The sequence below is a fragment of the Halomonas alkalisoli genome (assembly GCF_021412585.1).
Lineage (GTDB): Bacteria > Pseudomonadota > Gammaproteobacteria > Pseudomonadales > Halomonadaceae > Halomonas > Halomonas alkalisoli.
In genome coordinates, this window is the sequence record NZ_JAKCMI010000022.1 from 15,063 (window position 1) to 40,768 (window position 25,706).

23 protein-coding genes are annotated in these 25,706 nt (G+C 65.2%); 18 read left to right on the forward strand and 5 right to left on the reverse strand.

Features of this window, described 5'->3' with window-relative positions; all coding sequences use genetic code 11:
• Positions 1-106: 106 nt before the first annotated feature.
• The gene (locus LY622_RS08105) at positions 107-985 is read right to left on the reverse strand and encodes an ABC transporter substrate-binding protein (protein WP_234290433.1); all 879 of its coding nucleotides are present in this window, start codon (positions 983-985) and stop codon (positions 107-109) included.
• Between the two features lie 271 nt (positions 986-1,256).
• Between LY622_RS08105 and LY622_RS08110 the strand changes: the two genes are divergently transcribed.
• From LY622_RS08110 to LY622_RS08135, 6 genes are read left to right on the forward strand one after another with little or no spacing between them, the layout of a single operon-like run.
• Entirely contained in the window at positions 1,257-2,030 is a 774-nt protein-coding gene (locus LY622_RS08110) for a DUF3450 domain-containing protein (protein WP_369413780.1), read from the forward strand.
• Complete coding sequence (locus tag LY622_RS08115) at positions 2,027-3,400, forward strand: MotA/TolQ/ExbB proton channel family protein (protein WP_234290434.1); 1,374 nt, start codon at positions 2,027-2,029, stop codon at positions 3,398-3,400. Before LY622_RS08110 ends, LY622_RS08115 begins: the two co-directional genes overlap by 4 nt.
• Positions 3,384-3,917, forward strand: a complete 534-nt coding sequence (locus tag LY622_RS08120; protein WP_234290435.1) for a MotA/TolQ/ExbB proton channel family protein — start codon at positions 3,384-3,386, stop codon at positions 3,915-3,917. Before LY622_RS08115 ends, LY622_RS08120 begins: the two co-directional genes overlap by 17 nt.
• Positions 3,910-4,317, forward strand: coding sequence for an ExbD/TolR family protein (locus tag LY622_RS08125; protein WP_234290436.1), 408 nt, complete (start codon positions 3,910-3,912; stop codon positions 4,315-4,317). The genes LY622_RS08120 and LY622_RS08125 overlap by 8 nt, the downstream gene beginning before the upstream one ends.
• A complete protein-coding gene (locus LY622_RS08130) occupies positions 4,314-5,081 on the forward strand; it encodes an energy transducer TonB (protein ID WP_234290437.1) in 768 nt (255 codons plus the stop codon). Before LY622_RS08125 ends, LY622_RS08130 begins: the two co-directional genes overlap by 4 nt.
• A 4-nt stretch (positions 5,082-5,085) precedes the next feature.
• Positions 5,086-6,165: a tetratricopeptide repeat protein gene (locus tag LY622_RS08135; protein ID WP_234290438.1), complete on the forward strand. Its 1,080-nt coding sequence runs from the start codon at positions 5,086-5,088 to the stop codon at positions 6,163-6,165.
• A gap of 16 nt (positions 6,166-6,181) precedes the next feature.
• Here LY622_RS08135 and xthA read toward each other — a convergent pair whose 3' ends face one another.
• Complete coding sequence (gene xthA, locus LY622_RS08140) at positions 6,182-7,012, reverse strand: exodeoxyribonuclease III (RefSeq protein WP_234290439.1); 831 nt, start codon at positions 7,010-7,012, stop codon at positions 6,182-6,184.
• Positions 7,012-7,248, reverse strand: a complete 237-nt coding sequence (locus LY622_RS08145) for a hypothetical protein (RefSeq protein WP_223137300.1) — start codon at positions 7,246-7,248, stop codon at positions 7,012-7,014. Before LY622_RS08145 ends, xthA begins: the two co-directional genes overlap by 1 nt.
• Positions 7,249-7,457: 209 nt before the next feature.
• On the opposite strand from LY622_RS08145, the gene rhlB reads away from it, so the two are divergent.
• Both rhlB and dinG read left to right on the forward strand, forming a co-directional pair.
• On the forward strand, positions 7,458-8,732 hold the full coding sequence (gene rhlB, locus LY622_RS08150) for an ATP-dependent RNA helicase RhlB (RefSeq protein WP_234290440.1): 1,275 nt from the start codon (positions 7,458-7,460) through the stop codon (positions 8,730-8,732).
• Between the two features lie 366 nt (positions 8,733-9,098).
• Entirely contained in the window at positions 9,099-11,246 is a 2,148-nt protein-coding gene (dinG, locus tag LY622_RS08155) for an ATP-dependent DNA helicase DinG (RefSeq protein WP_234290441.1), read from the forward strand.
• Positions 11,247-11,378: 132 nt separating this feature from the next.
• Here the strand turns inward: dinG and LY622_RS08160 are convergent, their stop codons facing one another.
• A complete protein-coding gene (locus LY622_RS08160; protein WP_234281642.1) occupies positions 11,379-12,455 on the reverse strand; it encodes a 3-deoxy-7-phosphoheptulonate synthase in 1,077 nt (358 codons plus the stop codon).
• 301 nt (positions 12,456-12,756) lie between these two features.
• On the opposite strand from LY622_RS08160, the gene rpoE reads away from it, so the two are divergent.
• The 10 genes from rpoE (at position 12,757) to pdxJ (ending at position 22,851) form a co-directional block, all read left to right on the forward strand.
• Complete coding sequence (gene rpoE / locus LY622_RS08165; protein WP_234281644.1) at positions 12,757-13,362, forward strand: RNA polymerase sigma factor RpoE; 606 nt, start codon at positions 12,757-12,759, stop codon at positions 13,360-13,362.
• Positions 13,363-13,561: 199 nt separating this feature from the next.
• The gene (locus LY622_RS08170; RefSeq protein WP_234290442.1) at positions 13,562-14,251 is read left to right on the forward strand and encodes a sigma-E factor negative regulatory protein; all 690 of its coding nucleotides are present in this window, start codon (positions 13,562-13,564) and stop codon (positions 14,249-14,251) included.
• On the forward strand, positions 14,251-15,249 hold the full coding sequence (locus LY622_RS08175) for a MucB/RseB C-terminal domain-containing protein (RefSeq protein ID WP_234290443.1): 999 nt from the start codon (positions 14,251-14,253) through the stop codon (positions 15,247-15,249). The genes LY622_RS08170 and LY622_RS08175 overlap by 1 nt, the downstream gene beginning before the upstream one ends.
• A gap of 69 nt (positions 15,250-15,318) precedes the next feature.
• Positions 15,319-16,752: a DegQ family serine endoprotease gene (locus tag LY622_RS08180; RefSeq protein WP_234290444.1), complete on the forward strand. Its 1,434-nt coding sequence runs from the start codon at positions 15,319-15,321 to the stop codon at positions 16,750-16,752.
• A gap of 210 nt (positions 16,753-16,962) precedes the next feature.
• Entirely contained in the window at positions 16,963-18,780 is a 1,818-nt protein-coding gene (lepA, locus tag LY622_RS08185) for a translation elongation factor 4 (RefSeq protein WP_234281653.1), read from the forward strand.
• A gap of 14 nt (positions 18,781-18,794) precedes the next feature.
• The gene (gene lepB / locus LY622_RS08190; protein ID WP_234290445.1) at positions 18,795-19,598 is read left to right on the forward strand and encodes a signal peptidase I; all 804 of its coding nucleotides are present in this window, start codon (positions 18,795-18,797) and stop codon (positions 19,596-19,598) included.
• A gap of 74 nt (positions 19,599-19,672) precedes the next feature.
• A complete protein-coding gene (gene rnc, locus LY622_RS08195; protein ID WP_234290446.1) occupies positions 19,673-20,365 on the forward strand; it encodes a ribonuclease III in 693 nt (230 codons plus the stop codon).
• Positions 20,362-21,261: a GTPase Era gene (era, locus tag LY622_RS08200; protein ID WP_234290447.1), complete on the forward strand. Its 900-nt coding sequence runs from the start codon at positions 20,362-20,364 to the stop codon at positions 21,259-21,261. Before rnc ends, era begins: the two co-directional genes overlap by 4 nt.
• A gap of 54 nt (positions 21,262-21,315) precedes the next feature.
• Entirely contained in the window at positions 21,316-22,017 is a 702-nt protein-coding gene (recO, locus tag LY622_RS08205) for a DNA repair protein RecO (protein ID WP_234281659.1), read from the forward strand.
• A 30-nt stretch (positions 22,018-22,047) separates the two neighbouring features.
• Complete coding sequence (gene pdxJ, locus LY622_RS08210; protein WP_234290448.1) at positions 22,048-22,851, forward strand: pyridoxine 5'-phosphate synthase; 804 nt, start codon at positions 22,048-22,050, stop codon at positions 22,849-22,851.
• Between the two features lie 106 nt (positions 22,852-22,957).
• Here the strand turns inward: pdxJ and LY622_RS08215 are convergent, their stop codons facing one another.
• Entirely contained in the window at positions 22,958-25,681 is a 2,724-nt protein-coding gene (locus LY622_RS08215; protein WP_234290449.1) for an ATP-binding protein, read from the reverse strand.
• Between the last annotated feature and the right edge of the window lie 25 nt (positions 25,682-25,706).

Here is a 25,706-nt window from a genome sequence, read left to right on the forward strand (position 1 = left end):
AGATCGGGGAGGGGCATCGCCGCCGATCGTGATGCGGTGGGGGCGCCAGTGTCGGCAGAGGGTCGACGCGACGGTCGGCCGGAGTTACAAGCGAATCAGCGTATTCTCAGGCCTCGGGGGCGGCAGCCAGGGCGGCTGCCAGAAGCTCGGCGAAGCGGCTCGCCGAGGGCAGGGCGCCGAAGCTCCACGCCGCTGGCAGCGTGATCAAGGTGTCGTCACGGACGCTGGACTGATGCTGCCACAATGCGCTGTGGCGGAGATTCTTCTCGACGCCGGTCGGGTAGGGCTCTATCACCACCAGCTGAGCATCGAGGGTGATCAGGCGCTCGAGGCCGACGAGACTGAAGCCCCAGGCGTTGGTCTGCTCCTGCCAAGCATTCTCCAGTTCAAGCCGTTCCAGTACCGCCTGGTATAGCGAGTGCTCGCCAAAGACGCGCACGTGCCGATCGTCCATGAACTGGATGATCAATAGTGGCGGGATGCCCTGGGGCAATCCTTGGCGTAGCGACTCGATATGCGCTGCGGTCTCCTCGACCAGCGATTCGGCAGCAGCGGGGCGCCCGGTCACCTCTCCAAGTGCGTGTGTCAGGGCCACCGCTCCATCCCAGGCCTCATGTTCCCCTGTGTAGAGGCTGAAGGTGTCGACGTCACCGACTTGACTCAAACGAGGGGCCAGGTGGGTGAACATGGATGAGATGAGGATATGCGACGGGTCGAGCTGGGCCAGTAGCTCCAGGTTGGGCTGGGAGCGTAGCCCGAGATCGATCACCCGGTCTGCCAGGCGAGGCTGACCGACCCAGTCGTGATAGGCGCCGACCTGGGCCACGCCGCGAGGCGGCGCCTCGAGTGCCATCAATGTTTCGGCCAGGGTCCAGTCGAGCGTGGCCAGGCCACCGCTATCGCTGGCCATTGCCGGAGTGGTTGCCAGCCATAGCAAGGCGAGCAGGGCGGTCAGGCGTGGGGCTTGGTAAGGTAATACGAGCATTGGATAGTCTCGAGGCAAGGTTCATGGCAACTGACAGGCCAGCTCGATGGCTTCTACCCGAGCGGCGAGGTCGCCATGATGGGATATATTTAAATGAGACGTATTATCGTATACTGTTCGAGCTGTCCAATCCTTCTTCCTGTGCGCCGAGGGCATGTCGTCTTGTCATGATTGATAATTGTTTTCATTGTTGGCATGGTTTGGCCGCTTGCCTTCCGGGCCAGCCACTCGTCCAATCAACGAATCGTATGAACTTCAAGGGAGTCCGGTCGTGGTGACGTTTCGACATCCGCTCATGCTTGGCATGGCCCTCGGCCTCCTGGTGGCTGCCCCGGTGACACTCGCGGAGGCGTTGCTGGAGGAGGCGGGTAGCGCCCAGCGCAGCCAGGCCGAGCTGCAGTCGCACATCGACGCCGCCGATGATGAGGCGCGGGCCATGCTCGAGGAGTTGCGTGAACTGGAGCGTGCCGAGCTTCGCCTGGTGCGCGAGAACGCCGAGCTCGCCCCGCGACTCGAGCGCCAGGCCGAGGCCCTGGATCGACGCGAGGCGGCGTTGGATACCCTGGCCGATACCCGCGAGGCCTTGCCGAAGCTGCAGGAACGCCTGGTCGAGCGGTTGGCGCAGTGGGTCGACAACGACATGCCCTTCCTGAGCCAGGAGCGTCAGGCTCGGGTCGCCAGCCTGCGCTCCCATGCCAGCGAGCTTTCCACCGCCGAGCGCTGGGAGCGGGTGGTCGAGGCCTGGCGCACCGAGCTGGAGTACGGACGCGACATCGATGCCTGGCGCGGCTATCTCGGTGAAGGAGAGTCCCGCCGCGAGGTTGACTACCTGCGCCTGGGGCGCCTGGGCTTGTACTATCTCAGCCCGGACGGCCGCGCCGGTGGGGTGTGGCAGGCCGATGCGGGCAGTTGGGTAGCACTCGACGAGCCACAGCGCCGCGAAGTCCGCAATGGCCTGCGCATGGCGCGTGATCGCCGGGCCCCCGAGCTCCTCACGCTGCCGATTTCGCAGCCGCTGGAACGGACCGGGGAGGAGGACGCATGAGTCTGTCACGTTTCACGGTCGGGCTGCTGCTGGCGGTGTTGATGAGTGTTTCTCCTGGCCTCCAGGCCCAGATCGAGCCGTTGAGTTCTCTACGTGCCGAGCGAGAGGCCGCCGAGGCTCATGACCGGGCGCGGCTGGCCGAGCTGCTCGAGGATCGCGGCGCCCTGGAAGCCGCCCTCGAGGAGGCTCGCGCCGCACACGATCAGGCCGAAACCCGCAACGCCGAACTGCAGGCCGAGGCGCAGGCATCGAGCGAGCGGCAGGCCGAACTCGATGCCCGCCAGCAGGAGCAGGGCGACGATCTCGAGGCGATACTGGCCTCGCTCGTCCGGCACAGCGGCGAACTGCGTGACGACCTGGCCGAAAGCTGGCTGACGCTGGGAGGTGCCGGCCTTCCCCCGCGGCTGGAGGATGCCGAGGTGCTCGAGCTCGAACATCTCGAGGCCTTTGCCGAGAGCCTGGTGGCATTGACGGTTGATACGGCTCGCGTGGTGCGCTTCGAGTCGCCGGTGGCGGCGGCCAGCGGCGAGATCATCCCGCGGCAGGTCATCCGGCTGGGCGATTTTGCCGCCTTCACCGACGACCATCTGCTGCGCCGTGGCGCCGACGATGGTGTGTTGTCGGTGGTCGAGCGCACGCCGCGGGAAGTGGCTGCCAGCCTGGCGGACTTCCATGCCGGTGAATCGCGCTCGCTGGCGCTGGATCCGACACGCGGCCAGGTGATGGCGGCGTTGGCCCAGCGACCGAGCCTGGTTGAGCGCTTCCATCAGGGAGGCGCGGTGGGCTACGTGGTGGTGGGGCTCGGTGCCATTGGCCTGCTGGTGGCGCTGCTGCAATATGCCTACCTGCTGAAGGTGAGCCTGGCCATGCGCCGCCAGCTGCGCGACTTGACCGCCCTGCGTGGGGACAATCCGCTGGGGCGCGTGCTGCAGCGTTTCCGCAAGCTGCAGGATGACCCCGTTCCGGAGGCGCTGGAAGCGCGGCTCGACGAGGCGGTGCTGGCCGAGCTGCCGAAGCTGGAACGCGGTCAGCCATTGGTCAAGCTGCTGGCGGCGGTGGCGCCGCTGCTGGGCCTGCTGGGCACCGTGACCGGTATGATCGTGACCTTCCAGGCGATTACCGTGTTCGGCACCGGCGATCCGCAGCTGATGGCCGGCGGTATCAGCCAGGCGCTGGTAACCACGGTATTGGGATTGATCACCGCCGTGCCGCTGCTGTTCGCCCATACGGCGCTTGCCGGTCGCAGCCGACACCTGGCCGGGCTGGTGGAAGGGCAGGCGAGTGCCGCCCTGGCCGAGCAGCTCGAGCACCGCCCGCATGGGCCCGATGGCGTCTCCGGGAGCGCGCGTCGCGATGCCGCACTGGCTTGAGCCGCTGGAGAGGCTGGTCGAGGCGGGCGGCTCGGTCCTGGTCGTCATCGCCCTGGTGGCGATGCTGCTGTTCAGCCTGGCGTTGGAGCGGGTGTGGTATTTCCGTATCACCTACCGCCGGGCGCGGCGGGCCCTGATCTCGCGCTGGACGGCGCGCCGGGATCACCTTAGCTGGAGTGCGCTGACCCTGCGTGACGTCTGGGCACGGGAGCTGATCGGGCGGCTGCGGCGCACGCTGCCGTGGCTCAAGCTGCTGGTGGCGCTGTGCCCGTTGCTGGGGCTGCTGGGTACCGTGACCGGCATGATTGCCGTCTTCGACAGCCTGGCGATGACCGATACCAGCCAGGCCCGGGCCATGGCCGATGGCGTGGCGCGGGCCACACTGCCGACCCTGGCCGGCATGGCGGTGGCGGTGGTGGGCTTGATGTTCACCAGCCGCCTTGAGCAGATCATTCGTCGCGAGGATCAGCGGTTGCATGACCGTCTGGCCCGCGCCGTGGAGGATACCGATGCGTAGACGCGGCCTTGGCGCCGACGATGGCGAAGCCAGTGAAGTCAACCTGACGCCGATGCTGGACGTCGTCTTCATCATGCTGATCTTCTTCATTGTCACCACCAGCTTCATCAAGGAGAGCGGGGTGGAGATCGAACGACCCGAGTCCAGCGCCGCCACGCCCCGGCCTGACGCCCAGGTGATGGTCGCGATCACCCCTGAAGGGGCAGTGTGGGTCGATGGCCGCGCGGTGGACCTGCACCGCGTCGGCAGCGAGGTTGCCGGGTTGGTCAGCGAGGATGGCTCGGTGGTGATCCAGGCCGATCGCGAGTCGACCACCGGCCTGCTGATAGAGGTGATGGACCGCATCCGTGAGGCCGGCGTGGAGCAGATGGCGGTGGCCGCCAGCCGGAGCCGGTCATGATCCGAATCCCCTTCTCCTCGCTGGGAGGGGGGGCCCTGGCGCTGCTGCTGTTCTGGCTGCTGGCGCTGCTGGTGACGCCGCCGGAGGAGGAGTTCGATGTGCTCGATGCAGCCATGACCATGAACATGGTCGAGGCCCCGGAGCCCCCAATACAGAATGAGCAGGAGGAGCTGGCCGAGCCCAGTGCCGAGCCGCCGCCGCCCCAGCCGGAGCCGCTGCCGCCGCTGGAGAGTTCCATCACGATGCCGGACCCCGAGCTTCCGCCGGAGCGGATGGAGCCGCTGGAATTCGACGCCAGCCTGCCCGAGCTTGCCGAGGTGCAGTCCGAACCGCCGCCCGAGCCTACTCCGGAGCCACGGCCCGAACCCGAGCCGTCCCCGGAACCGACATCCCAGCCAGCGCCAACTCCCGAGCCGAGTCCATCACCGACGCCTCCGAGTACCGCACCTGCACCGGGTCCGGCGACCGAACAGGCCGCACCCGCCGAGCAGGGGCCGGTGGATGTCGGCCAGATCACCCCGACCAGTCGCGTGCCGCCGGAGTACCCGCCGCGTGCCCAGCGGCGTGGGCTGGAAGGGCATGTCGAGCTGCAGTTCCTGATTCGCCCCGACGGCAGCGTCGATCGTTCGTCGATTCGGGTCATCGAGGCGCAGCCGCGTAACGTCTTCGATTCTGCGGCCGAGCAGGCCGTGGCACGCTGGCAGTTCGAGCCGGCCAATGGGGTGCGCCGTGCCCGGCAGCGCCTCGAGTTCCAGTTGAGGTGACCACATGAAGACTCGGCTCGCGATTCGCCTGGTGACCTGTGTCGGGTGGCTGCTGGCCGCTTCGGCGATGGCCGATGCGCCGCCGCTGGCTGGCGATATCATCGCCGATCTGGAGCGGCTCCAGCGTCAGTTGCAGCAGGGTGAGCACGACGGCGTGCGGGAGCGAGCCCTGGCGCAGGCGAGTCGTTTCGAAGGGGGTAATGCAGCCGATCGCTGGGCCAGCTCGCTCTACCGCCAGCTCGCTGCGGGGGCCGACGCCGGGGCGGGGCGCAGCGAAGCCGCCGCCGACCATCTGCGCCAGGCCCGCGGAACGCAGGCGGCGCCTCTGCGTCAGCGCGACCGCTGGCTGCGCGAAGAGGCCAGGCTACGCCTGGCAGCGGGGCAGACTGAAGAGGCGGTATCGCTATGGCTCGATTGGCATGAACGGCATGATGGAAGCGTCGACGACCGTTGGCGCCTGGCCCGCGCCCTGGCGGAACTGGAGCGCTGGGAGGATGCCGCGAGCTGGGTCGAGCGGGCGCTGGCCGATGATCCTGATCCTGAGGAGCGCCGACAGGCCCTGGCAGCCACCGTCTTCCAGCGTGCCGGGAGAGGCGCGGAGGCTTTGGCTCGCCTGGAGGCCTCGCTGAGTGAGCAGGCTGCTCCCCAGGTATGGCGGCGGGCCGCGGCGCTGGCCCAAGGGCTCGGTGATGTGCGGCGGGCGGCGGCCATTTGGGAAGCCGGTTGGCACGCTGGGGCGCTGGCGGGAGAGGAGGATTTGCGTCAGCGGGTCGAGCTGCATCTGGCCGCCGGCACGCCGGCCCGGGCCGGCGAGCATCTGGCAGTGGCGCTGGCCGACCAGACGCTGCCTGATAACCTGGACAACCGGCGGCTCTTGGCCCGCGCATGGGAAGAAGCGCGGGAGCGTGAACGCGCGCTGGCGGCCTGGCGTGAGGTCGCCGAGCGTAGCGACGCGGGCAGCGACTGGCGGCGCCTGGGCTTGCTGGCCCATGCCTGGGGGCAAGGTGAGGTGGCGCAGGACGCCATGCTGCAGGCCCAGGCGCGGGGCGTCGAAGTCGACGAACGCTGGCTCTCTTCCCGCTAGCCGCCTGTGGCGCCGATCATAGGTCGAGTTCGGTCCAGACCGGTGCGTGATCCGAGGGTCGCTCTATGCCGCGCAGGTCGTAATCGATGCCGGCGTCGCGCACGCGTTCGGCCAACGATGGGGTGACCAGGATATGGTCGATGCGCAGGCCACGCTTCGGCTCACGTTCGAAGCCGCGTGAGCGGTAGTCGAACCAGCTGAAGCGGTCGTCCACGTCCGGGTAGTGCAGCCGGTAGCTGTCGGTCAGCCCCCATGCCTTGATGCCGTCGAGCCACTCCCGCTCTACCGGCTGGAAGCTGGTCTTGCCTTCCCGCAGCCAGCGCTTGCGGTTGGACTCGCCGATGCCGATATCGATATCGGCGGGGGAGATATTGAAGTCGCCCATGATCACGAGCCGCTCGTCGGGTCGATGAGCCTCCTTCAGCAATCGGGCCAGGCGTGCATAGAACTGCCGCTTGATGGGAAACTTGGTGGGGTGGTCGACATTCTCTCCCTGGGGAAAGTAGCCGTTCCATACCGTCAGCGTCTCGCCATCGGCGGTGCGAAGCGTCACCCCGATCATGCGCCGCTGGGCCTGCTCGTCATCATCGTCAAAGCCGTAGTGGACGGCTTCGGGTTCGCCGGGGCACTGCTCCCTGTGGCACATAAGGGCCACGCCGTAGTGTCCCTTCTGGCCATGAAAGTAGACGCGGTAGCCCATGGCCTCGACTGCCTCGCGGGGAAACTCGTCGTCGTGGACCTTGGTTTCCTGCAGGCCGATCACGGCCGGGGCATGAGACTCGATCAGCGCCTCGAGCTGGTGTAACCTGGCGCGCAATCCATTGATGTTGAAGGATACCAGGCGCATTACTCCGGCGCCTCCCCGCGGTTTTCCGGGTGGATGGCAATGGACTGCCCCGTTTCCTGGCGGGCCTGCTTGCGTGCCGCCTGCAGCTTGCGCTGCTGGCGCTTCTTCTGGGTGAAGCGGCGCGACGAGGTCACCTGATCGGGATTCTCGTGGCGCCACTGCTTGAAATCCTTGCGCTTGCCGGTGCGGATTGTCACCTTGTCGGCCAGCGAGCGGGTCTTCTTGCGGCGTGTCATCGGGCCGGACTCCATTGGGTGTCGAGGGGTGGCATAGACCGTTATTCTATCAGTCCATTGCACCAGGCGCGCCCTCATCGCGATAGGCTGGTACAATATGCGGCTGTACGAAGTTCAGGAAACGCTGAACGAATCGACGGGCGATTCGGTCGCGCAGGCATTCGTGTAGTGTTTCCTTCATCCATTGCTACGGACAAGACACATAGCCTATGAGCGAGTCGGAACAGACCACAGCACCGGCCGAGAACCGCAAGCCCAAACGTCGTCGTCGCAAGCCGCGCCGCCGCCAATCGAACTGGGATCTTCGCCAGTTCCAGGTGCCTGTCGAGGCGGGCAAGTGGCGCTTTCACGACTTCGATCTGCCGCTGCCGCTGATGCGAGCCATCCACGCCCTGGGGTTCGAGTACTGCACCCCGATCCAGGCGGAGGCCCTGAGCCAGACCCTGCTGGGTGGCGATGTGGTCGGCAAGGCGCAGACCGGTACCGGCAAGACCGCGGCCTTCCTGATCTCGATCATGGCCTACTTCCTCGAGGAAGAAGAGCCGAACGCCCAGAAGACCGGTGCGCCTCGTGCCCTGATCGTGGCGCCGACCCGCGAGCTGGCGCTGCAGATCGAGAAGGACGCCAAGGCCCTGGCACGCTTCACGTCGCTCAACGTGGCAAGCGTAGTCGGCGGCATGGACTACCAGAAGCAGCGCGATGCCCTGGGGCGCAAGGTCGATATCCTGGTGGCGACGCCCGGCCGGTTGCTGGACTTCCACGAGAAGCGCGACGTCGACCTCACCCAGGTCGAGGTGCTGGTGCTCGACGAGGCGGACCGCATGCTGTCGATGGGCTTCATTCCCGACGTCAAGCGAATCATCCGGCATACGCCGAAGAAGGAGGAGCGCCAGACCTTCCTGTTCTCGGCCACCTTCTCCCATGACATCCTCAACCTGGCCAGCCAGTGGACCCATGAGCCTGCGCACGTCGAGATCGAGGTAACGGTGGAGAACGCCGCCAACATCGATCAGCGGGTCTATATGGTCAGCGACGATGACAAGCAGCGACTGCTGGTCAACCTGCTGCGCCAGGAGAGCTTCGACCGGGTGATGGTCTTCGGCAATCGTCGTGACCTGGTGCGCAAGCTCGACGAGCTGCTCAGAAAAGCTGGCATCAATGCGGCGATGCTCTCCGGTGACGTGCCCCAGAATCAGCGCATCAAGACGCTGGAGAGCTTCCGCGAAGGGGAGATCCAGGTGCTGGTGGCCACCGACGTGGCGGGCCGCGGCATCCATATCGAGGATGTCAGCCACGTGATCAACTACACCCTGCCGGAAGACCCGGAAGACTATGTGCACCGTATCGGCCGTACCGGCCGCGCCGGCGCCAACGGGGTGTCGATCAGTTTCGTCGGCGAAGAGGATGCCTTCTCGCTGCCCGAGATCGAGCGCTACATCAACGGCAAGCTGCCCTGCGAGCATCCGCCCGAGGGGCTGCTGTAACGCTTTGTTCCCCAGCGGCTGCTGCCTGGGGAACGCCTGCGGTGGTGGTGGCTTTGAGCCGTCGACAGGTTTACGAGGAGGCGCTGTGAACCCTTCCCTGGGCGCTACTTTTGCCATCCCTGGCAAAAGACCTCCTCTTCAACCTGTCCCCGGCTCCCGCGTGGTGGTCAAGTGCCGATGCGCTTTTGGAATCGCTGAACAAATCGCCGAGCGAGATGAAGTGCAAGGCGCACGGAGCACAGGAACCGGAGCATATGGGGTATATGTGAGGATTCCGAGCACCGCGCAACGCAGCGATTCGCTCGCGCAGGCATTTGGGCAGTGTTTCCAAGCCATTCCCCTCAAAGTTCTCTAGAGAGTGAGGCCATGCTGGACGAGGCCCTCAAGGGCGAGATACAGGCCGCCTATCGTCGCGTGCTGGAGGCCCAGGGGCTAACGCCACGCTACGGCCAGCGGCTGATGATTGCCGAGATCGCTCGCACGCTGAGCGGCATCGTGGCCGACGACTCGGGCAAGCGCATCTCCGATGAGCATGTCTGCGTGCTCGAGGCCGGCACCGGCACCGGCAAGACCCTGGCCTACCTGCTGGCCGCATTGCCGGTGGCCAAGGCTCGCGGCAAGCGGCTGGTCATCGCCACCGCCACGGTGGCCCTGCAGGAGCAGGTGCTGCATCAGGACCTGCCCGCCCTCAAGGCCCATAGCGGCCTGGACTTCCACTACGCCCTGGCCAAGGGGCGCGGTCGCTACCTGTGCGTGGCGCGCCTCGAGCAGGAGCTGGACGGCGTGACGGGCAATCCCACCCTGTCGTTGTTCGAGCAGAGCCTGGTCCAGGAATCCGGCGACAATTTCCAGGCCCTGGTGCGCGACATGGCCGAGGCCTACGGCAGCGGCAGTTGGGAAGGCGACCGCGAGAGCTGGTCCGAGTCGATCGATGACACCGACTGGCGTCGCCTGACCATCGATCACCGGCAGTGCACCAACCGGCGCTGCGGCCACTTCGCCGCCTGCGCCTTCTTCCGCGCGCGCCGTGACCTGGAGACCGCCGATGTGGTCGTGGCCAATCACGATCTGGTGCTGGCCGATCTGTCCCTGGGCGGCGGTGTCGTGCTGCCGCCGCCCGGTGACTGCATCTATGTCTTCGACGAGGGGCACCACCTGCCGGACAAGGCGCTCAACCACTTCGCCCACCGGGTCGGTGTCAGCGGTTCGCTGCGCTGGCTCGGCAGCCTGAAGAAGTCGCTTACCGAGCTGAACCAGGCGCTGGCCATCCAGCCCACCGTGGCCAGGCTGCTGGGCACGCTTCCGGAAGCCATTGCGGCGCTGGAGCCGCGTCTGGGGGAGGCGTTCTCCCTGGGCCATCAGCTTGCCGGGCGCCCTCAGGGTCTGGCTGACGGGGAGGAGAGTCATCAGCACCGCTTCGAAATGGGACGAACGCCCGATGCGCTGCGCGAACATGCCGGCTCGCTGGTAACCGCCTTCGCCGAGCTGACGCGGACCCTGGAGACCTTGAGCGACATCCTGCGCGAGAGCCTCGACCCGGACAAGCACACGGGGCTTGCCCGGGAGCAGGCGGAAGCCTGGCTGCCGCTGATGGCACTGCTGCACGGTCGCGCGCTGGAGGCCCATGGGCTATGGCAGGCCTATGCCGAAGCCGATACCGGTGGCGAGCCGCCACAGGCACGCTGGATGACCCTGGAGCGCTTCGGCGGCGACCCGGAGCTCACCTTCTCGGCGAGTCCCGTCTCCGCCGCGCCTACCCTGGCGAGGACGCTGTGGGGAAGCTGCTACGGCGCCGTGGTGACTTCGGCCACGCTCACCGCGCTAGGTCGTTTCGAGCGGCTCCAGGAGCGGGCCGGCCTGGCCAACCGCTATCGCTACCAACGGTTGCCGAGCCCGTTCGACTATTCCCGGGCGGTACTCAGCGTGCCTCGGGAGGCGGTCGATCCGGCCGATCGCGAGGCGCACGAGCGAGCCATCATCGATTTCGTCGGCGGCCTTGGCGCCGATGAGGCGGTGTTGATGCTGTTCTCGTCACGGGCGCAGCTGCGCGCCGTCGAGAAGGCCTTGCCCTCGGCACAGCGTGAGGGGGTGCTGGCCCAGGACAGGCTGCCCAAGCGTGAATTGATCGAGCGGCACCGGGCCCGGGTGGATGCCGGCAAGGGCAGCATCATCTTCGGTCTGGCGAGCTTTGCCGAAGGGATCGACCTGCCCGGTGACTACCTGACCCATGTGGTGATCACCCGGCTGCCGTTCGCGGTGCCCGACGACCCGGTCGGCGCGACCCTGGCAGAGTGGATCGAGAGCCAGGGCGGCAATCCGTTCATGCGCATCAGCGTTCCCGATGCATCGATCAAGCTGGTGCAGGCCTGTGGCCGACTGATTCGCAAGGAGGCCGATCGGGGGCGTATCACCCTGCTCGACCGCCGGGTGTTGACGCGTCGCTACGGACGGGCACTGCTCGATGCGCTACCGCCCTTCGTGCGTGAGATCGATGGTGTGACAGAGGGGGTGTGACAGAGGGGGTGTGACAGAGGGGGTGTGACAGAGGGTGCGTGAGAGGGTGTGTGTTAGAGAGGGTAAGTAAGGCACTCATGCATCAGGCCCGCCGGTAAGGCGGGCCTGATACCGATACGCCACTACATGGGATCAGGCGTCGCCACGGGATCCAAGGACCGGCTTCAGTTTCGTGGCCATGCGGGTCATGGCCTCCTCGGTGGTGTCCCAGTCGATGCAGGCATCGGTCACCGAGACGCCGTACTGCATCTGGCTGTGATCGTCGAGAATCTTCTGGCTACCCCAGCCGATATGGGACTCCACCATCAGGCCCATGATCGAACGGTTGCCCTCGAGGATCTGGTTGGTGACGTTCTCCATGACCAGGGGCTGCAGCGCCGGGTCCTTGTTGGAGTTGGCGTGGGAGCAGTCGATCATGATGTTGGGCTTGATGCCGGCCTTGCGCAGCTCCTGCTCGGCCAGCGCGACGCTGACGCTGTCGTAGTTGGGCTTGCCATTGCCGCCGCGCAGCACGACATGGGCATAGGCATTGCCGCGGGTGCGAATGATCGACACCTGGCCGCTCTGGTTGATGCCGAGGAAATTATGCGGGTGCGCCACCGACTGCAGGGCGTTGACGGCCACGTCAAGGCTGCCGTCGGTGCCGTTCTTGAACCCGACGGGGCTCGACAGGCCGGAGGACATCTCGCGGTGGGTCTGGGATTCGGTGGTGCGTGCGCCGATCGCCGACCAGCTGATGCAGTCCTGCAGGTACTGGGGTGAAATGGGGTCGAGCGCCTCGGTGGCCAGGGGCAGCCCGATCTCGGAGAGCTCCACCAGCAACCGACGAGCGATATGCAGCCCTTCCTCGATCTCGAACGAGCCGTTGAGGTGCGGGTCGTTGATCAGGCCCTTCCAGCCAACGGTGGTGCGTGGCTTCTCGAAGTAGACGCGCATCACCACATAGAGACTATCCTTCACCTCATCGGCCAGGCGGCGCAGGCGACGTGCATAATCCAGGGCGGCATCGACATCGTGGATAGAGCAGGGACCGATCACCACCAGCAACCTGGGATCGGTGCCATCGAGAATGTTCTGGATGGTCCGACGCCCCTCGAGTACCGTCCTTTCGGCGGTTTCACCGAGCGGTATTTCATTCTTGAGGGCTTCGGGGGTGATCAGAACGTCCTGGGAGAGAACGTTGAGGTTACTGACCTGCTGATCTGACATTTTGCTACCTGTATCGTGATGCGTTGAAGGCTGGGAGGATGATCTACTATACACCCGCGGAGAGAGAAAATATCAATTGTGGCAGGAACCCCGGGCTACGAGGGCTGTCTGAATGCCGGCGCATGGCAGCCGGCTTGATGCGCGGCCAATAAACAGGAACACTTGCCGTTTCGATGGGGCAATACTCCAGGGACACTCAGCTGCCAACAGGCACCAGGTTTACACCATGCATGCAGAATCCATCACGATGTTTCGTTTATCCGCCAGTCAACAGCCTCTCTCCCGGTCGGGGGGGGCGTGAATGGGCAGCCGAGAGACCGACCAACAACTCGTGGAACGTGCCCAGCAGGGCGACACCCGTGCGTTCGACCTGCTGGTAAGGAAATATCAGCACAAGATCATCGGACTGATCGGGCGCTATGTACAGGATCACAGCGAAGTACAGGATGTGGCCCAGGAGGCCTTCATCAAGGCGTACCGGGCGCTGGGCAAGTTTCGCGCCGAGAGCGCCTTTTATACCTGGATGTATCGCATTGCCATCAATACCGCCAAGAATCACCTGGTTTCAAAGGGGCGGCGCCCGCCGGGCAGCGACCTCGATATCGTCGATGCCGAAATACTCGATCATAGTGGCCGCCTTGCCGATATCGAGTCGCCGGAGGCTTCACTGGCGCGGGACCAGCTCGAGTCCGCGGTCTTCGAAGCGATCGAGAATCTGCCCGATGACCTGCGCACGGCGATTACCCTGCGGGAGCTCGATGGACTCTCCTATGAGGACATCGCCAACATCATGCAGTGCCCGGTAGGGACCGTGCGTTCGCGGATCTTTCGTGCCCGCGAGGCGGTGGACCAGCATATCCAGCCGCTAGTGACCACGTCACGGACCCGGGAATCGATGATCGAGTGAAGGGCCTAGTGAGAAAATGCGAAGGATTTTGCGCTGGCGCTGAACTGTCTGGCGTCAGCGGCGTCAGAAGCAGTGATTGTTACGTTACAACGCTTGCATGGGTAGGTGAGCTGAGAGGTATTTCCGGTATGGTGCGTCAGGAAATACCGGATTTCATTGAACGCAAGGCAGGGTGCCTTGACAGTGTGGGGGTGTGAGAATGAGTCAGAACGCACGGGAATCGCTTTCTGCCCTGATGGACAACGAAGGTGATGATCTCGAGCTGCGTCGGGTGCTGAAGTCCCTGGAGGACGACCCCGATGCGGCTGATGCCTGGCGGCGCTATCATTTGATGCGCAGCCTGATGCGTCGGGATCATGACATCGATGTCAGCAAGGACCTTTCGGCTGGTATCATGGCCCGCCTCGAGGAGGAACCGGTACCGGTTCTGGAAACGACGCCCCTGGCGCCGCGACGCGCTCCCTCCTTTGCCCGTGGTGCCGGCATCGCGGCCGCCGTTTCGCTGATGGTGATCACCGGGGTGCAGTTCTACAACGGCAGCGACTTCGCCAGCACCGGCGAGTCGCCGGTCGCCGGAACCGAGCCCCGTACCGCATCGGAGCAGCCGCAGCGAAGCCTTGCCACCCCGGCAGGCGGTCAGGGCGCGCCCCTGTTCTCGCCGGCGGCCGTCGGTGGTGGGCAGGCCGGTATCATGCCCGTGGGTGCCAGCTTCAATAACCCGCTGTTCTTGTCACCCCAGTCGCAGCAGCCCCCGAGTTCCGACCAGGAGCAGGCAAGGCTATTGCAGTCCTACCTCGATCGACACTCAGAGGGTGCCGCCTATCACAGTGGCGATGTCTGGATGCCGCTATTGCGCGCTTCCGGTAGTGAGACACTGGGGCAACGTTGATGAGGGCCGGGCGGACCCTGCGTCGCCTGGCAGTACTCTGCGGCATCGGTGGCCTTTTCATTGTGCTGCCGCTGGCCGCCGACACGCCACGCGGTGCCGAGATAGCCAACGAGCAGTTTGACTGTCGCCAGCTATCCGACTGGGAGGCGCCGGAATCGGCGATCGACTGGTTCGAACGTAGCCTGTGGGCCAATCATTGCTACATCTTCCAGGCGCGGGCGGTGCGTATCGGCATCGATGGCGTCAGGACGCTGGCCCTTTCCCACGACATCCAGGACGGCGTCGAACGGGAGGTCGCACGCTTTCTCGATGGCCCTCAGGTTTTCTTCGAGCGCCGTGGGCGTATCGGTCGACTGGGGTGGGCCGAGAATGACGACGAGGCACCCGTCTCGCCGGCAGGGGTGGTCAGGCATCTCGATCAGTATTATCGGCTTGGCCTGGGGAGCGGCGAGCGAATCGCCAATCGCTCCGCCGTGCGCCTGGACATCGAGCCTCTCGACGGGATGCGTTTCGGCCAGCGAGTCTGGCTCGATTCCACCACGGCCCTGCCCCTGAAGCGGGAGCTGCTCGACGATCGCGGCCGAGTGGTCGAAACCTTCCAGATTACCGAACTCCAGTCGCCGCAGTTGCATGACGGCAGCGTCTTTCTCGACGATGTCCGTTCCCCGCCTCGGCAGCCCTGGCGTCCCGAATGGCTGCCGGAAGGGTTCGTCAGCCAGCCGGTGGATACGCGTAGCGAGCGTCATGGCGAGGAAGTGGGGCACCGAATCTATAGCGACGGACTTTCTACGCTGAGCCTGTTCGTCGAGCCGATCGAGGAGGGGCGGGAGCGGCTGATACCCGGCCTTCATCGGTTGGGCATCTCGTTGGCTGTCGTGCGCCACCTGACGATGGAGGAGGGGCCGATGCAGGTGGTGGTGATGGGAGAGCTGCCACCTCGTGTACTGGCTCAGGTCGCGGACAGCCTGATCTGGGAGGAAGTCTCCGAAGATGAGTGACTGAGCAAAAGCCGAATAACGGCGTGACAGCCGACATGTAAAACGTACGCAATGACGCAGGAGTTTTTCATGAAACCTATGACCCGATCCTTTCCCCTGTGGGCGCTTTTGCTGGCGCTGCTGCTTCCCTGGCAATCGGCCCTTGCTCGTGATCTCCCCGACTTCGCCAGCCTGGTCGAGCAGGCGGCTCCCGGGGTGGTCAATATCTCCACGACGCGAACGGTGGAGCGCGGTCACTCTTTCGAGGGCTTCGGCGGGCAGGACATTCCCGATATCTTCCGCCACTTCTTCGGCGATCGTTTTCCGGGCGGACCGGGAGGGCCAGGCGGACCTGTACCGGGTCCCGGCCCAGGCCAGGAGCGTCAGTCTCTGGGCTCCGGCTTCATCATCAGTGAGGACGGCTACATACTGACCAGTGCCCACGTGGTCGAGGGGGCCGATGAGATACTGGTCCGTCTGGCGGACCGTCGTGAAATGGCGGCGGAGCTGGTCGGCGCCGATACCCAGACCGATGTCGCGGTGCTCAAGGTGGATGCCGAGGGCCTGCCGACCCTGCCGACCGGCGACTCCGATCTGCTCCGGGTCGGCGAATGGGTCGCTGCCATCGGCTCGCCCTTCGGCTTCGATCACTCGGTGACCGCCGGTATCATCAGTGCCATCAACCGCACCCTGCCGCGGGATGCCTACGTACCCTTCATCCAGACCGATGTCGCCATCAACCCCGGCAACTCGGGCGGGCCGCTGTTCAACCTTGATGGCGAAGTCGTGGGGATCAATGCCCAGATATTCACCCGCAGCGGTGGCTTCATGGGCCTCTCCTTCGCCGTGCCGATCAACGTGGCCATGGATGTGGCCAGCCAGTTGCGCGATGACGGTCGCGTGCGTCGTGGCTGGCTCGGGGTGATGATCCAGCCGGTCTCGCGGGATCTGGCCGAGTCGTTCGGCATGGACAGTGCCAGCGGCGCGCTGATCGCCGACCTGGACCCGGAAGGACCGGCGGCCGAGGGTGGCGTTCGCGCCGGTGACATCATTCTCGAGGTCGACGGCGAGGAGGTGGAGCGCTCGCGCAATCTGCCGCGTCTGATCGGTCGCGTCTCGCCAGGCAGCGATGCGGAGCTGACCATCATGCGCGATGGTCAGCGTGAGCAGGTCACCGTGACCATTGGCGACTGGCCGGAAAGCGACGAGCCGCGCGATACCCGTGACGAGCGGAGTGCCCAGGCGCGCCTGGGGATTGCGGTCAGTGAGCTCGATGATGCCGAGCGCGAGCGCCTGGGGATCGAGGCCGGCGTGATGGTGCGTGACGTCGAGCCTGAAGGGGCGGCTGCCCTGGCCGGGATTCGCCGTGGAGATGTCATCGTCAGTATCGACCATCACGCCGTGGAGAGTGGCTCACAGCTGCTGGAGCTGGTCGAGGAGCTACCGACGGACCGTGCCATCCCGGTACGGCTCTATCGCGATGGGCGCTCTCTGTTCGTCGCCCTGAGGCTGGGTCAGAGCTGATTCGCGGCGGGACCCTGTGCCCGCTGCTACCCTCGAGGCGCCTCTCATCTCCCGGTGAGGGGCGCCTTCGTTCCGGGCAGTGGCCCACGGCTTCGCTGTCCAACCCCCCGCCATGCCGGTACAATACCCGCCATTGAATTCATTTGACGTGAACGGGGCGCGGCCGAATCGGCCGCCTCTGCGCACGTGACGAACACCGGACTGGGCTAGATGAGCAACGACGCAAGCAACGAAAAGCTGAAGTATATTCGGAATTTCTCGATCATTGCCCACATTGACCATGGCAAGTCGACCCTGGCGGATCGCCTGATCCAGAGCTGCGGTGGACTTACCGAGCGCGAGCTCAAGGAGCAGGTGCTCGACTCGATGGACCTCGAGCGTGAGCGGGGCATCACCATCAAGGCCCAGTCGGTGACGCTGGACTACCAGGCCGATGACGGCAACACCTATCAGCTGAACTTCATCGACACGCCGGGACACGTGGACTTCTCCTATGAGGTCTCGCGCTCGCTCTACGCCTGCGAAGGAGCGCTACTGGTGGTCGATGCGGCCCAGGGCGTCGAGGCCCAGTCGGTGGCGAACTGCTATACCGCCATCGAGCAGGGTCTCGAAGTGCTGCCGGTACTCAACAAGATGGATCTGCCCCAGGCCGATCCCGACAAGGTGGCCCATGAGATCGAGGAGATCATCGGTCTGGATGCCACCGATGCCTGCCAGGTCTCGGCCAAGAGTGGGCTGGGCATCGACGGGCTGCTCGAGCGCCTGGTGCGCGATATTCCGCCACCCAAGGGCGACCGGGAAGCACCGCTCCAGGCGCTGATCATCGATTCGTGGTTCGACAACTACCTGGGCGTCGTCTCGCTGGTTCGCGTCTTCGACGGCACCCTCAAGAAGGGCCAGAAGATCCGCATCAAGTCCACCGGCCGTGACTGGCAGGCCAACGAGGTGGGGATCTTTACCCCGTTGCGCAAGGAGACCGGTATTCTGCGTGCCGGCGAGGTCGGCTTCGTGGTGGCCGGGATCAAGGAGATCCAGGGCGCGCCGGTGGGGGATACCATCACCCATGCCAAGACCCCGGACGTGGAACGCCTTCCGGGCTTCCAGAAGGTCAAGCCGCAGGTCTATGCCGGCATGTTCCCGGTGGGCGCCGACGACTACGAGGACTTCCGCGACGCGCTGGAGAAGCTCGCACTCAACGATGCCTCGCTGGAGTACGAGCCCGAGAACTCCGATGCCCTGGGTTTCGGTTTCCGTGTCGGTTTCCTCGGCACCCTGCACATGGAGATCGTCCAGGAGCGCCTCGAGCGTGAATACAACCTGGACCTGCTCACCACGGCGCCCACCGTGGTCTACGAGCTGGCGATGAAGAATGGCGACGTCAAGTACGTTTCCAACCCCTCCAAGCTGCCGGACATGGCCGATGTCGAGGAGATGCGCGAGCCCATCGTGCGTGCCAGTATCCTGGTGCCCCAGGAGTACGTCGGTAACGTGATCATGGAGTGCGAGAATCGCCGCGGTACCCAGCGCGACATGCAGTTCCTGGGCAGCCAGATCCAGCTGGTCTATGAGCTGCCCATGAGCGAGGTGGTGATGGACTTCTTCGATCGATTAAAATCCATCTCCAAGGGCTATGCCTCGCTGGATTACGGTTTCGAACGCTTCCAGGCGGCCAAGCTGGTGCGCCTGGACGTACTGATCAATGGTGACAAGGTCGATGCGCTGGCGGTCATCATCCACCGCGATCACGCCCATGGCCGCGGGCGCCTGCTGGTGGAAAAGATGAAGGAGCTGATTCCTCGCCAGATGTTCGACGTGGCGATTCAGGCCGCCATCGGTGGCCAGGTCGTGGCGCGCTCCACCGTCAAGGCCCTGCGCAAGAATGTGACGGCCAAGTGCTACGGTGGCGACGTCTCGCGCAAGAAGAAACTGCTGGAGAAGCAGAAGGCGGGCAAGAAACGCATGAAACAGGTCGGTCGGGTGGAAATTCCCCAGGATGCTTTCCTGGCCGTACTCAAGGTGAATGACTAGGGACCGACGATACTATGGATTTTTCACTTCTGCTGGTGATTGCTGTGGCAGTCACCGGTCTGATATGGCTGCTCGACCTGATCTTGCTGCGCCCGGCCCGGCGCCGGAACCTGGCCACCGCCGAAGCCGAAACGACCGAAGGACTCGATGAGGAGACGCGTGCCAAGGTGCTCAAGGAGCCCTGGCCGGTCGATTACGCGCGCTCCTTCTTCCCGGTCCTTCTGGTCGTGCTGCTGCTGCGCAGCTTCCTGGTGGAGCCCTTCCAGATTCCGTCCGGCTCCATGCGGCCCACCCTGGAGGTCGGTGACTTCATCCTGGTGAACAAGTACGCCTATGGCCTGCGCCTGCCGGTGACCCATACCCGCTTCGTCGAAATGGACGACCCCCAGCGCGGTGACGTCATGGTCTTTCGCTTTCCCAACGAGCCCTCGGTGAATTTCATCAAGCGTGTGGTGGGGCTGCCGGGCGATACCGTGCGCTATGAGAACAAGCAGCTCTTTGTAAACGGCGAGCCGGTACCCAAGCGCCTGATCGAAGAGGGCCCGGCCGCAGCACCCCAAGAGTGGCTGATGGAAGAGCAACTGGGTGAAATAAGCCACCGAATCTACAATAATCCCCGTGACCCGGGGCCGCGAGTGCGTGAACTGGTGGTGCCGGATGGCCACTACTTCACCATGGGCGACAACCGCGACCACTCCAACGATAGCCGTTACTGGGGCTTCGTTCCCGAAGAGAATATCGTCGGGCGTGCCTTTGCCGTCTGGATGCAGTGGGACGGGGGGCTACCCAGCTTCTCCAATGTTCGCCGTATCCATTGACGTTTGGCGTCTCTCGGCGACGGTTCTTATTCTTGCCGGTAGGCAGCCCGTTTTTTGTAAATAGCAGGAGCTTCGTGAGCAACTCCCTCAACGCCTTCAGCCGACGCATCGGCCACACCTTCGGGGATGACACCCTGCTGGAACTGGCCATGACCCATCGCAGCTTCGGAGGCCAGAACAACGAACGACTCGAGTTCCTCGGTGACTCCATCGTGAACTTCGTGATCGCCGAAGCGCTCTACCAGCGCTTCCCTCAGGCCCGGGAAGGGCAGCTGTCGCGGCTGCGTGCCCGACTGGTGCGTGGCCAGACGCTGGCCGAACTGGCCCGGGAGATGTCCTTCGGCGAGTGCCTGCGCCTCGGCTCCGGCGAAATGAAGAGCGGCGGTCATCGCCGTGACTCCATTCTCGCCGACGCCGTCGAGGCCGTGCTCGGCGCCATCTACCTGGACGCCGGGATGGATGTGGCGCGGACCCGGGTGCTGGCCTGGTACGCCGAACGCCTGGAAGCCATCGACCTGCAGGATACCCAGAAGGATCCCAAGACCCGCCTCCAGGAATTTCTTCAGTCGCGCCAGGTCCCTCTGCCTCGCTATGAGGTGGTGTCGGTGGAAGGGGAGGCGCATGATCAGACCTTCACCGTTGAGTGCCATATCGAACTGCTGGACGAGCACACCCTGGGAGTCGGGGCCAGCCGTCGTCATGCCGAGCAGCAGGCGGCGGAGATGGCTCTGTCGCAGCTCGAGACCCGAGGAGGGCGTAGCAAATGAGCCAGACATGCGGCTTTGTCGCCATCGTGGGGCGCCCCAACGTGGGCAAGTCCACCCTGATGAACCGGATCCTCGGCCAGAAGATCTCGATCACCTCGCGGCGTCCACAGACCACGCGTCACCAGGTCATGGGCATCAAGACCGAGGGCGATGCGCAGTTCATCTACGTCGATACGCCCGGCATTCATATCATGGCGAAGGATCGCAACAAGGCGATCAACCGCTTCATGAACCAGGCAGCGACCCAGGCACTGCGTGACGTGGACTGCGTGGTCTTCATCATCGACCGCACCCGCTGGAGCGATGAGGATCAGGTCGTGCTTCAGCGCCTCGAGCACGTTCAGGCGCCGGTCATCCTGGCCGTCAACAAGGTCGACCGGCTCGAGGACAAGAGCACGCTGCTGCCATGGCTGGGCGAGGTGGGGGCGCGGCGCGACTTCGCCGCCATCATCCCCATCTCCGCCAAGCACGGCACCAACGTGCCGGAGCTCGAGGCCGAGGTGGCCAAGCACCTGTCGGAGGGTGTTCACCACTTTCCCGAGGACCAGGTCACCAACAAGAGCCAGCGCTTCCTGGCTGCCGAACTGGTGCGGGAAAAGATCATGCGCCAGCTGGGCGACGAGCTGCCCTACCAGGTGACGGTGGAGATCGAAGAGTTCCGCGATGAAGGGCGTGTGGTACATATCAGCGCCCTGATCCTGGTGGAGCGCTCGGGCCAGAAGAAGATCCTGATCGGCGAGAACGGCGAGCGCATCAAGAGCATCGGTCGCGAGGCGCGCCTGGACATGGAGCGTGCGCTCGACGCCAAGGTGATGCTCAATCTCTGGGTCAAGGTGAAGCGGGGCTGGTCCGACGATGAGCGGGCCTTGAAGAGCCTTGGCTACAACCTCGACTGATGGCGATCCAAGGCCCTCGCTTGGCGAGGCCCTGGTGTCTGTCGGGTGCCTGACATGCAGCCACAGCCGGCCTTCCTCCTGCACAAGCGTCCCTATCGTGAAACCAGTGCGCTGGTCGATCTGCTGACCCTCGAGCACGGTCGAGTGCGGGCGGTGGCCCAGGGCGTGCAGCGCCCGGGCTCGCGCTCGCGTGGCCGGCTTCAGCCCTTTGCCCCGCTGCACGTGACCTGGGTGGGGGATGGAGAGCTCAAGCGACTGCGCCTGATGGAAAGCCGCGGCTCGGCGGCACTGCTGGTGGGGGAGGGGCTGCTCTGCGGGCTCTATGCCAACGAGCTGCTGACCCGGACCCTGCCGGTCGAGCTGCCGGTAGCCGAGGCGTTCGCCTTCTATGGATCGCTGCTGGAGGCGTTGCCACGCCCCGAGGGGCGTGCCGGGGCGCTGCGCCGGCTGGAGGTGGCGCTGCTCGAGGCCCTGGATGCGGCGCCGCGTTTCACCGAACCCGATGGGCGCGAACTCGATCCCCACTGCCACTACCGTTTCGATATCGCATCGCGGGCCTTCGTTCCCGGCGAGCCCGGTATCGACGGCCGCACACTTCGGCTGCTTGCCGGCGGCGACTGGACCGAGCCCGGTCTTGGCGGCCCCGCCAAGGCCATCACCCGGGCCGCCTTGGCGCCCCTGCTGGGAACTCGGCCACTGCGCTCACGTGAGTTGATGCGCCAGCTTGCCCAGAGGCGCCGTGCCGGCCCACACTGATCCCGTTTTTATCGGCTTTGGAGAGAGACCATGCATCCCCCGCGCATCCTGCTCGGCGTCAATATCGATCATATCGCGACCCTGCGTCAGGCCCGCGGTACCCGCTATCCCGATCCGGTTCAGGCGGCACTGCTGGCCGAGGAAGCCGGTGCCGACGGCATCACCGTGCACCTGCGCGAGGATCGGCGGCATATTCAGCCTCGCGATGTGCGCCTGCTGGCCGAGGTCCTGAACACGCGCATGAATCTGGAGATGGCGGTCACCGAGGAGATGCTCGCCCTGGCCGAGGAGATCCGCCCCGCCCATGTGTGCCTGGTGCCGGAGAAGCGCGAAGAGCTGACCACGGAGGGCGGCCTCGACGTGGTCGGCGCGCTTCCGGCCATCACCGAGGCCTGCCGACGGCTGGCGGCGGCAGGTTGCGAGGTCTCGCTGTTCATTGATCCCGAGCCTAGCCAGATCGAGGCCGCGGTGAAGGCGGGGGCGCCGGTCATCGAACTGCATACGGGGGCCTATGCCGAGCTGGCCGGTGACGCGGCTCGCCGCGAGCACGCCCGGCTGGCGGCGGCGGTGGAAATGGCCCTGGAGCTTGGCCTGGTGGTCAACGCCGGTCACGGGCTGAACTACCACAATGTCGAGCCCATCGCCGCGATTCCCGGCCTGCATGAGCTCAATATCGGCCATGCCGTTATTGCGCGTGCCCTCTTCGTGGGCCTCAAGGAGGCCGTGGCCGACATGAAGCGCCTGATCATCGCCGGCCAGGAGGCGGGTTTCCTCGCCTCACTGGAAGAGCACGATCACCACCATGACGACCAGGACCACAGCGAAACCGGCTGATCGTCGGTATCGGAACGGATCTGGTTGCCGGGGAGGCTCGCTGCGAGACTGCCATGGCGCGACACGTCGTACGCTTCGCCTAGCGGCTGCTGGGCGTGGCATCGATTCACCGGTCCCTGAGCGATGAGGCCGAGCCGGCGTTGGCGGTGGTCGTGCCGGAGGACTGATGCTCTGCCTGGGCATGCCAGGCCCGCAGCCGGTCCATCGCCCGGAAGAGGTCATCGATCAACGGCTCGACATCGGTCATGCCCTTCGAGCGCAGCCGCGTCTCCAGGGTTTCTGCTACCAGTGCCAGCTCCGGCGCCCCACAGTAGCGGCAGGCGCCGTTCAGGGCATGCACCGTATCCAGCAGGGCCTCCGAGTCTTCGGTCGACAGGGCTGCCTGCAGTTCCCTGGCGCTGGCAGGGAGTGAGACGGCGAGTTCCTGCAGCAGCTCGAGGGCAAGGGGTTCACTGCCATTGGCCAGGCGAGTGCCAAGAGCCAGGTCGACCACGTCCAGGGCCTCGCTCTGCTCCTGGCGCTCCGCTGTCTCGGGCTCCCTGTGACTGATAGCCGGCGTGACGCGCAGGTGCCGCTGAAGGATGGTCTCCAGGGCACCGCTATCCACCGGCTTGATCAGGACTTCCTGAAGACCGCTGTTCAACAGCTGCTGCCGGTCATCCTCCAGGGCGTGGGCCGTCACGGCGATCACCGGGCAGTGCGCCCAGGATCCGCCCAGCCGTCGCAGTGCCCGGGTCGTCTCGACGCCGTCCATTCCCGGCATGCGGATGTCCATCAGCACCAGGTCGAAAGGCTCGTGCTCGGCGATGGCCAGTGCCTCTTCGCCGCTTCCCGCCTCCTCGATCCACAGGCCCGGCCGCTGCAGCATGTCCTTCAGCAGGCGTCGGTTGCTGGCATTGTCGTCCACCACCAGAAGCCGGCTCAGGCTGGGTGACACCACGACCTCGCCACGCAGCGAGCCACAGCGCCGCAGCCCCTCGGCCAGCGCCTGGCGCGAGACGGGTTTGCACAGGAGTTCACCGCCACAGGGTAGGACGAGCTTCGGCAGTTCGAGCGGCGTGGCGTTGACCAGCAGCAGAACCGGGCAAGGGCAGGTGTCCAGCCAGGTCTGCCACTCCTCGAGCACCGCATCGGTCAGTAAGGTAGGAAGTCCGGCCACCATCAGGGCCGGGGGTGGCGACTGCACCGAAGGATGGGGCACCTCGACCACCTGTGCACCCCAGCGGGTGAGGAGGTGGTTGAGCGCGTGGCGGGTGGGGGCGTGTGGTTCGTACAGGGCGATCTGCTCGCCGTCGAGTATTCGCTCGGGCAATGCATCCATGCTGCCGATCACCTCCAGCGGCAGGCTGAAGGCGAAGGTGGAGCCCTTGGTCGGCTCGCTTTCGACGGTGATGCGCCCCCCCATCTGCTCCACCAGTTGCCGGCTGATGGCCAGGCCGAGCCCCGAACCACCGTACTGGCGGGAGTGCCCCGCCGTTGCCTGGCGAAACGCCTGGAAGAGATCGTGCTGCTCCTGTGGTGTCAGCCCGATGCCGGTGTCGCTGACGCTGACCCGCAGCAGGACCTGATCCTGATGGGAGTGATCCTCGACCATCACCCGTACGATGACTTCACCCCGTTCGGTAAATTTCAGGGCGTTGTGTACCAGGTTGATCAGAACCTGGCGAATACGCAGCGGGTCGCCGCGCAGCGGTGAGGGTACGTCGTCATAGACCAGGCCCAGCAGATGAAGGCCCTTCTGGTGGGCCAGCGGCGCCTGAAGCCCAAGCGCTTCGTCCACCAGCGACACCATATCCACCTCTGCCCGGTCGAGCTCGAGGCGTCCGGCCTCGATACGCGAGAAGTCCAGTACGTCATTGACCAGGGCCAGCAGGTTGTCGCAAGCCAGCTGAACCTGGTCGAGCCATTCGCGCTGCCGGGGCTCGAGGCGCGAGCGACCCAGCAGTCGGCAGAAGCCGACGATACCGTTGAGCGGTGTGCGAATCTCGTGACTCATGCTGGCCAGGAACTCCGACTTGACTCGGTTGGCCTCCAGGGCGCGACGATGGGCCAGGTCGAGCTCGATGTTCTTGATCTCGATGGTCTCCATCGACTCCTGCAGGTCGACGGTCGTCTGCTCGATCTGGCGCTGCATGTTGTCCCGGGAGTGCTCGAGTTCGTCGCCCAGCGCATTGACCTGTCGGGCCAGCTGGCGCAGTTCCGGCGGGCCTTCCTCGGCGAGGCGAGTGTGGAGATCGCCACCGCGCAGGTGTCGCAGCGCTTCGGTGGCACGGTTCAGGTTGGTATCCAGGCGCCGCCCCAGCGAGGATGCCAGCACGAACAGCAGCAGGCCGAGAATCAGCAGCCCCAGGCCGGCACTGGCCAGGCGGCGGTAATGATCCAGGGACAGTGCTCGTGAATCGATGTCGATCTCGAGCCAGGCGAGCCCCTGGACGACGCCGTTGTTCTCGGGGAGGTCCAGGGGGACCATCAATCGCCAGAGGTCCCCCCGGGTATCGAGCTGCGTCTCCTGGGGCGGCGCCATGGCCACCTGGGCACGGCTGCGCCCCAGCTCGAGAATCGTCGTGCCGGTTTCGGTATAGACACCGACCCCCCTCGCTTCGTCGATATCGAGCAGGCGATGGGCCAGGCTGTTCAGCTGTGTTTCTTCGTGAGCTATCAGTGTCTGGGCGAGCGCCGGCGCCTGAAGCTCTGCGGCGGTCGTCAGTCGATCGCGCAGCGCCGACTTGCGCCATTCGGACTCCTGATGCAGGCCAAGTGTCACGACGACCATCAATACCAGTAGCGGCAGGCACAGCAACCAGAGCGTCAAGCGGTTTCCGAGCGACATCGGTGATCCCTTATCACGGTGAATC

Coding starts and splice junctions, on each gene's coding strand:
- LY622_RS08105 (WP_234290433.1), bottom strand. CDS start 985: ATGCTCGTATTACCTTACCAAGCCCCACGCCTGACCGCCCTGCTCGCC.
- LY622_RS08115 (WP_234290434.1), top strand. CDS start 2,027: ATGAGTCTGTCACGTTTCACGGTCGGGCTGCTGCTGGCGGTGTTGATG.
- LY622_RS08120 (WP_234290435.1), top strand. CDS start 3,384: ATGCCGCACTGGCTTGAGCCGCTGGAGAGGCTGGTCGAGGCGGGCGGC.
- LY622_RS08125 (WP_234290436.1), top strand. CDS start 3,910: ATGCGTAGACGCGGCCTTGGCGCCGACGATGGCGAAGCCAGTGAAGTC.
- LY622_RS08130 (WP_234290437.1), top strand. CDS start 4,314: ATGATCCGAATCCCCTTCTCCTCGCTGGGAGGGGGGGCCCTGGCGCTG.
- LY622_RS08135 (WP_234290438.1), top strand. CDS start 5,086: ATGAAGACTCGGCTCGCGATTCGCCTGGTGACCTGTGTCGGGTGGCTG.
- xthA (WP_234290439.1), bottom strand. CDS start 7,012: ATGCGCCTGGTATCCTTCAACATCAATGGATTGCGCGCCAGGTTACAC.
- LY622_RS08145 (WP_223137300.1), bottom strand. CDS start 7,248: ATGACACGCCGCAAGAAGACCCGCTCGCTGGCCGACAAGGTGACAATC.
- rhlB (WP_234290440.1), top strand. CDS start 7,458: ATGAGCGAGTCGGAACAGACCACAGCACCGGCCGAGAACCGCAAGCCC.
- dinG (WP_234290441.1), top strand. CDS start 9,099: ATGCTGGACGAGGCCCTCAAGGGCGAGATACAGGCCGCCTATCGTCGC.
- LY622_RS08160 (WP_234281642.1), bottom strand. CDS start 12,455: ATGTCAGATCAGCAGGTCAGTAACCTCAACGTTCTCTCCCAGGACGTT.
- rpoE (WP_234281644.1), top strand. CDS start 12,757: ATGGGCAGCCGAGAGACCGACCAACAACTCGTGGAACGTGCCCAGCAG.
- LY622_RS08170 (WP_234290442.1), top strand. CDS start 13,562: ATGAGTCAGAACGCACGGGAATCGCTTTCTGCCCTGATGGACAACGAA.
- LY622_RS08175 (WP_234290443.1), top strand. CDS start 14,251: ATGAGGGCCGGGCGGACCCTGCGTCGCCTGGCAGTACTCTGCGGCATC.
- LY622_RS08180 (WP_234290444.1), top strand. CDS start 15,319: ATGAAACCTATGACCCGATCCTTTCCCCTGTGGGCGCTTTTGCTGGCG.
- lepA (WP_234281653.1), top strand. CDS start 16,963: ATGAGCAACGACGCAAGCAACGAAAAGCTGAAGTATATTCGGAATTTC.
- lepB (WP_234290445.1), top strand. CDS start 18,795: ATGGATTTTTCACTTCTGCTGGTGATTGCTGTGGCAGTCACCGGTCTG.
- era (WP_234290447.1), top strand. CDS start 20,362: ATGAGCCAGACATGCGGCTTTGTCGCCATCGTGGGGCGCCCCAACGTG.
- recO (WP_234281659.1), top strand. CDS start 21,316: ATGCAGCCACAGCCGGCCTTCCTCCTGCACAAGCGTCCCTATCGTGAA.
- pdxJ (WP_234290448.1), top strand. CDS start 22,048: ATGCATCCCCCGCGCATCCTGCTCGGCGTCAATATCGATCATATCGCG.
- LY622_RS08215 (WP_234290449.1), bottom strand. CDS start 25,681: ATGTCGCTCGGAAACCGCTTGACGCTCTGGTTGCTGTGCCTGCCGCTA.